This is a genomic window from Microcystis sp. LE19-8.1F, from assembly GCF_027531715.1.
Lineage (GTDB): Bacteria > Cyanobacteriota > Cyanobacteriia > Cyanobacteriales > Microcystaceae > Microcystis > Microcystis wesenbergii_A.
Genome location: NZ_JAPZSO010000256.1, coordinates 1 through 1,671, shown reverse-complemented (window position 1 = coordinate 1,671; position 1,671 = coordinate 1). Strand labels below are relative to the sequence as shown.

Annotated in this window: 2 protein-coding genes; one reads left to right on the top strand and one right to left on the bottom strand. The window is 49.1% G+C overall.

The features are described from left to right. Window positions 1-575 (top strand): bluetail domain-containing putative surface protein (locus O9334_RS22725; protein ID WP_288002718.1); only part of this gene is annotated, 575 nt, incomplete at its 5' end. A 199-nt stretch (window positions 576-774) separates the two neighbouring features. Here O9334_RS22725 and O9334_RS22720 read toward each other — a convergent pair. After that, window positions 775-1,584, bottom strand: coding sequence for a hypothetical protein (locus O9334_RS22720; RefSeq protein ID WP_190381901.1), 810 nt, complete (start codon window positions 1,582-1,584; stop codon window positions 775-777). Window positions 1,585-1,671 lie beyond the last annotated feature (87 nt).

The window sequence follows — 1,671 nt, the reverse complement described above, 5'->3', positions numbered from 1 at the left end:
ACTTTGCGGCGACTACAACTAAAACCATCAACCTCAATCTCGGCAGTACCGCCGCCCAAACCGTCACCGCCGGAAATCTCACTCTCACCCTAGCTAGTGCCACTGCCTTTGAAAATGTTATTGGTGGTAGCCTCAACGACAACATCGTCGGCAATAGTCTGGCTAATTCTCTTACCGGTGGTCTTGGCAAGGATAGCCTGACGGGAAGCACGGGATTGGATACTTTGAATTACAATTCTCTGGGTGAGTCGCTGCTGAGTGGCTTTGATGTTATTCAAGGCTACAGTGGCACAGGTGCTAGTCTTGATCGCATTAATGCCCCTGGGTCTATTGCGGCCATCACTTTGACCGCATCGAAAGGCACAGCTACTTCTTTAACCGAAGCGGCGATTCAGTTGGTCTTGACTAATGCGGCCTTTGCTGCTAACACTGCGGCGGCCTTTAAAGTGACAGGTCAAAGTGGTACTTTTATCGCTCTCAACAATGGAGTGGCTGGTTTCCAAGCCGCTAGTGATGCGATCATTCAACTGAGTGGTTACAACATTGCTGTCGCTACACCAGTGGTAGTGATCTAGATTGAGAGATCATTTAAGTTTGCAGGCAGTAGGAGAAGAGTCTCCTACTGCGACTGGCGGTCTTTCAGAATCTATGAGATTAAACTCTTTTGGGCTTAATCGAGAAGTATTGGGCCTGGATTGGCGAGGATAGCCCCGAACCAGTGGCAAATAGTCATGATCAGTCAGTCTAAATCTTTCCGGGGAACTTTGAGAGCAGCTAAGGAAAAGAGATTAATTTAGCCACAGTGTCCACGGTTTGCTGGCGACAGGTGCGACCATCGGCCAGGGTTCTTTCACCGTCCATATAACCCATAACCCCGTTATGATGGGTCGGCCCCAGGAAGATAATCTTGATAATGCCGAGACGACGGGCTTGATTCCAGTAGGACAACCAAGCGATCGGCCAGCGTTCGGGAAAAATCGTCCAGCCGATCGGTTCTACCGTATCCCGTTCACCGACTAAATGATAGAACCGATCCAACTGCAAAAAACCGACATTGCCGCTAAAAACACCCCCTAGAGAAATCATTTCGATCGGTACTTTCAAGAATTTTTTGAGATAGATAATTGCACCCAAGGAAACCTGAGCGCCGCCACTATAACCGATAAAAGTAATTGGTATCTTACTGGCCAAGGGATAATCATTGTGTAGTAATGCCTCAAGAATCACTCCCGCCGAACCCTGATTAAAAATTGGTCCGTAGCGATCATCGGCCGAAACCACGATCTTAAATAAATTCCGCAGATTGATTAAAGCCATTACACCGTTATGCCCTTTCTGACCGTTTGTTTCCACCCATTGCCAGAAACCGGCTAGAGGGCGCTCGGAATCGGTTAAGGCGCGATTAGTGGTGGAATAGGGCATAATATTGCCGACGATCCGCACTTGCGTCGGTAAAACCCCGTATAGTTCGGCCAGAAAATTTTGGGCGTAGGGTTTCAAGCGAGTGGACTCCTGACAGATGCCGTCGAGTTGACACTCCCCCGCTAACCGCTCGCGCGGTGTAGCAAGGGATTCTTGATTCATAGGCTCTTGACTAGATCGAACAGATTTAACTGAACGACCCCCGCCAGACCGCCTCCGCAAGGGTTTTCTAATACGGTCAGTCCGACC